8 protein-coding genes are annotated in these 4,670 nt (G+C 35.9%); all 8 read right to left on the bottom strand.

Features of this window, described 5'->3' with window-relative positions:
• Positions 1-324: YlmH/Sll1252 family protein (locus AC1DTM_RS18510; protein WP_477000621.1), on the bottom strand; the 324-nt coding region annotated here is incomplete at its 3' end.
• A 15-nt stretch (positions 325-339) separates the two neighbouring features.
• Complete coding sequence (locus tag AC1DTM_RS18515) at positions 340-603, bottom strand: YggT family protein (RefSeq protein WP_002111425.1); 264 nt, start codon at positions 601-603, stop codon at positions 340-342.
• A 6-nt stretch (positions 604-609) separates the two neighbouring features.
• The gene (locus AC1DTM_RS18520) at positions 610-1,080 is read right to left on the bottom strand and encodes a cell division protein SepF (RefSeq protein WP_002014721.1); all 471 of its coding nucleotides are present in this window, start codon (positions 1,078-1,080) and stop codon (positions 610-612) included.
• Positions 1,081-1,099: 19 nt separating this feature from the next.
• A complete protein-coding gene (locus AC1DTM_RS18525) occupies positions 1,100-1,774 on the bottom strand; it encodes a YggS family pyridoxal phosphate-dependent enzyme (protein WP_477000623.1) in 675 nt (224 codons plus the stop codon).
• Positions 1,775-1,779: 5 nt separating this feature from the next.
• Positions 1,780-2,589: a peptidoglycan editing factor PgeF gene (pgeF, locus tag AC1DTM_RS18530; RefSeq protein WP_016106025.1), complete on the bottom strand. Its 810-nt coding sequence runs from the start codon at positions 2,587-2,589 to the stop codon at positions 1,780-1,782.
• Between the two features lie 117 nt (positions 2,590-2,706).
• Positions 2,707-2,985, bottom strand: a complete 279-nt coding sequence (locus AC1DTM_RS18535; protein WP_033710824.1) for a YlmC/YmxH family sporulation protein — start codon at positions 2,983-2,985, stop codon at positions 2,707-2,709.
• Between the two features lie 293 nt (positions 2,986-3,278).
• Positions 3,279-4,058 (bottom strand): RNA polymerase sporulation sigma factor SigG, encoded by a 780-nt coding sequence (sigG, locus tag AC1DTM_RS18540; protein ID WP_000197755.1) that lies wholly within the window; start codon positions 4,056-4,058, stop codon positions 3,279-3,281.
• Between the two features lie 157 nt (positions 4,059-4,215).
• On the bottom strand, positions 4,216-4,670 hold a 455-nt coding region (locus AC1DTM_RS18545), incomplete at its 5' end, for a sigma-70 family RNA polymerase sigma factor (protein ID WP_477000622.1).

Consider the following 4,670-nt stretch of genomic DNA (forward strand, 5'->3'; position numbering starts at 1 on the left):
GAATGCACCTAATATTTGCCTATGTTCTAGCGTGAAAAACTTGGAAGGATAGTCAATTTCTAATACTTCTACTTGAAATTCCTCTTCATTTAATTCTAGATAATCTGGATAAATTAGTGCTCTTTTTCGTTCGGCTTCAGGCATCGCACCATCAAACCGTACAGCTACATCTCCTTGCCCTATTACCATAGAAACAATTTGTTGCTGTCTTGGATCAAGAAAATCTGTTAACTTGACTTGATGGTACTCAGCAGCCTGTTTCCACTCTATTACTTTATCCACAAAGACCTCTTCATCAGGTCTAAAATGCTCGTAGATGCTCATGTATGTAGCCTTTCGCTAAACAAAATAAAAAAACAAACTTGTCAATCCTCTACTAGCGAGATTCAATGTGAAAATCGCAACAAGTGGAGAAATATCAATCATACCAAGCGGTGGAATAAATTTCCTAAAAGGCTCTAAATAAGGTTCGCAAATGCGTGCAAGAAAATCACCAAATTTTGATTCTCTTGCACCTGGGAACCAAGACAAAAGAATATAAATGATAAGCGCATAGGAATAAATTTGAATAGCAGACTGCAATACTTGTACAACTGTTGTCATGGCGTATTACCACCTCTTTATATTTGTCTCTTCTTCTTCACCGAATAACTCTGAAATCGCACCAACGATATCAACATTTTCAGGTGTACACATAAATGTTTTCGGGCCTATTTTTTGAATGTCCCCGCCTATAGCGTATACAGTACCACTTAAAAAGTCAACGATACGTACAGCTTGATCTGTAGACATTCTTTGCAAATTAATTACAACAGCTCGTCTACCTTTTAAGTGATCCGAAATGCCTTGCGCTTCCGAATATGTGCGTGGTTCTAGTAAAACAACTTTTGAAGATTGCTTCGCTGTTTCAATACTCACTACATTTTGCTTCGGTTGCACTTTCGCAAACGGAACATCTTGTTGTTCTGGGGGATCTTGTTGTTTTTTCATGTCTGTTTGCTCCTTTTCATAACTATATTGAGCTGCTTCTTTTTCTTCCGGTGTGTCAAAAAAGAAGTATTTTACTTTTGACCAACTCATAATAACTTTCTCCTTCCTCTTACGCTTTTMCTACTAAAACCGTTCCCAAACGAATATATGTAGCGCCTTCCTCAATTGCAATCGTGTAATCATTTGACATTCCCATTGATAATTCTTTACATGGTGCATGTAATAATTCTAGCTCCTGCACCTCTGTTTGTAGCATGCGTAATTCCTTAAAGCAGCGACGAATCTCTTCCTCTTCTCCTGTAAACGGAGCCATTGTCATTAATCCTACCACTTCAATCTTATCCAATTCTTGCAAACTTTGAATAAAAGAAATTGTTTCTTCTATCGCCAATCCTTGCTTTGATTCTTCAGATGATGTTTTCACTTGAATAAAGCATTTAACTTTCTTATCAGCACGTTTTTGAATTTCTTGTGCAAGTGAGAGACGATCTAATGAATGTAAATAATCAATCTCATTAATGATTTCTTTTACTTTTCTCGTTTGTAATGAGCCAATAAAATGCCAATTCACTTTTGAACCGAAATGCTCGTATTTTTGTAAGAAACCTTCATTTCTATTTTCACCTAAGTCAATAATTCCTGCTTCAATTACTTCGCTTGTTTTTTCAATTCCTACAGTTTTTGTAACTGCAACGAGCTTAATATCTTTCGTCGAACGTCCAGCTCGTGCACAAGATTCTTTAATTGCTTCGTTTACATCTGCTAAATTCCCTTGCACTGTCACTTGCTTCACTCCTCCTTAAAACCTATGAAACTCAACATTCTCCCCGTCTTACCTTGATCACGACGATGAGAGAAAAATAATTGTTCTTCACAGCTTGTACAAAGAGATGACATTACAATATGTTCTTCTTTTATACCTGCTTGTACACATAATATACGATTAACTTCTTTTAAATTAATTGCATACTGACCATCAGAAATTACTTTATAGGGAACTGATCCGTTTACTACTTGCTGCGCTGCTGTTAATACACGATCATCAACAACATAACAACATGATCCGATTGCAGGACCAATTGCGACATGAATTTCATCACTTGAAACACCTTCTGCATTCCACTTTTGAATCATTTCTTTCGCAATCTCTGTTACAGTCCCTTTCCACCCAGCATGCGCAAGTCCTATCATATCATGTGATGGTGCATAAAAATAGAGCGGAACACAATCAGCGTAACAAGATGTTAAGAGAACATCTTTGTTAGTCGTATAAATGCCATCCGTTTTTGGAATACCGTCTTCATATGAATAAACGCCTTTCCCTTTTTCTTGCAGTCCTACTTTCTCAACATGATGGTCATGAACTTGTTCAGAGCAAATCCATTTTTCTAATGGTTTTTGTAACTTATTCGCTAAAATGCGTCTGTTTTCATGAACATTCTCCACGATATCATTCACATGTAATCCTAAATTCATCGCATGAAAGGAGCCTGTACTTACTCCACCATCTTTTGTCGTAAATCCAACAGTAATGTTTCCAATTTCTTTCCACGCTTGTAAATACAGTATACCGTCCACATATTTAAATGGTTCTCTCATAAAGCGGCTCCTTTTAATTAAAATAACAGAAAAAAGCATGGTACTTCCTGTCTATTTTACCATACTTTTATTTTTTCATAATGACAACTGAAAAAAAAGGGGAATTTGTAATATTCTTTATGAAATTGTCGGTGTTTGTATTGATTCTGTTACAGAATTAATATTATCTACTCTGACAAGTATGACATCTTCCCCAATTTTCATAATTTGCTCCCAAGGAATCACAAATTCTACTTCCTTTCCAAAGAGTCCTAGCATACGTGTCTGCTTGGAAATAATAACTGTCCTAATCTTACCTGTGTCTATATCAAAATCAATATCTCCAATATTTCCAAGCCTTTTTCCATCTAAAATATTTACAACATCCTTCATTTGAAACTCCGAAATTCGTATCATATTCATCCTCTCCCTTATATCATGAATCATAATTACGCTCTCAAATAAAGTGAAACCTTAATCAGTGGGATTTTTCCCATCCCTACTGATTATTAGCCCATGCTAATCGGACTTTTTCGGGTAGCTCCGCTTCCATCTAACTTCTTACTTCAGCCGAATTTTGAAGCGGGTAAACAGTATATAACCGCTACTAATAGAACATCCATTTCATTTTCATTATATGAACCTACCCACTGTACTATGAGAGCAAAATATTATATATAAAAAAGGCCTCACCATAACTGGTGAGGACCTTATCCTTGAATCGTCTTATTCATTTGCTTAATAGCAGACTTCTCCAAACGTGATACTTGTGCTTGAGAAATCCCAATTTCTTCGGCAACTTCCATCTGTGTCTTTCCTTGGAAGAACCGTTTTCGAATAATCATTTTCTCACGATCATTCAAACGCTTCATCCCTTCTTTCAACGCTAGTTCTTCAACCCACTGCTCGTCCTTTTGTTTTTCATCACTTAACTGATCCATAACAAAGATAGGATCTCCTCCATCATTATAAATCGGTTCAAATAATGAAACTGGATCTTGAATAGCATCTAACGCAAAGACAATTTCTTCATGTGTCACTTCAAGAACTTTGGCAATATCCATTGCTGTTGGTTCTTTGGAATTTTCAGCAATCAATTTTTCTCTTACTTGCAACGCTTTATACGCAATATCTCGTAATGAGCGAGATACGCGAATTGGATTGTTATCACGCAAATATCTGCGTATTTCCCCAATAATCATCGGCACAGCATACGTTGAAAATTTCACATTTTGGCCTAAATCAAAGTTATCAATGGATTTCATAAGTCCAATGCAACCAACTTGAAATAAATCATCAACATATTCTCCTCTGTTATTAAATCTTTGGATGACGCTCAGTACAAGACGTAAGTTTCCATTCACTAATTTCTCTCTGGCGCTTATCTCTCCACTTTGCATTTCACGAAATAATTTACGCATCTCTTCATTTTTTAGTACTGGAAGTTTAGCTGTATCAACACCGCAAATTTCTACTTTGTTTCTCGTCAAAGTGTTCCCTCCTATCGGGAGTTGCTGTACAGTGTAAAGTATTTCCTTTGAAGGGGATTTTATGCATACGGTTTTCCCATCGTTTTTCACAAACATCATATTTCCTAATGCACAAAAAGAAAATAAGACCAGTCTAGATACCGACTGGTCTTATTCTTCACACCATTTTATTAAATTCTTTTCGTAATCTTTTTATAATTCTTTTTTCCAAACGAGAAATATACGACTGTGAAATTCCAAGCATATCGGCCACATCTTTTTGTGTCTTCTCTTCGCCACCAGCGAGTCCAAACCGAAGCTCCATAATTTGTTTTTCACGATCATTTAATTGATGCAATGCTTTCATTAAAAGATGACGATCTACAGTAGCTTCTAAATCTTTTGTAATAATGTCATCATCTGTACCTAACACATCTGATAATAACAGTTCATTTCCGTCCCAATCAATGTTAAGCGGTTCATCAAAAGAAACTTCCGAACGATTTTTATTATTTCGACGCAAATGCATTAAAATTTCATTTTCTATACAACGAGATGAATATGTTGCTAATTTAATTTTCTTTTCTGGATTAAATGTATTCACTGCCTTAATAAGACCAATTGTTCCTATAC

The organism is Bacillus sp. P4_D3 (assembly GCF_056401855.1).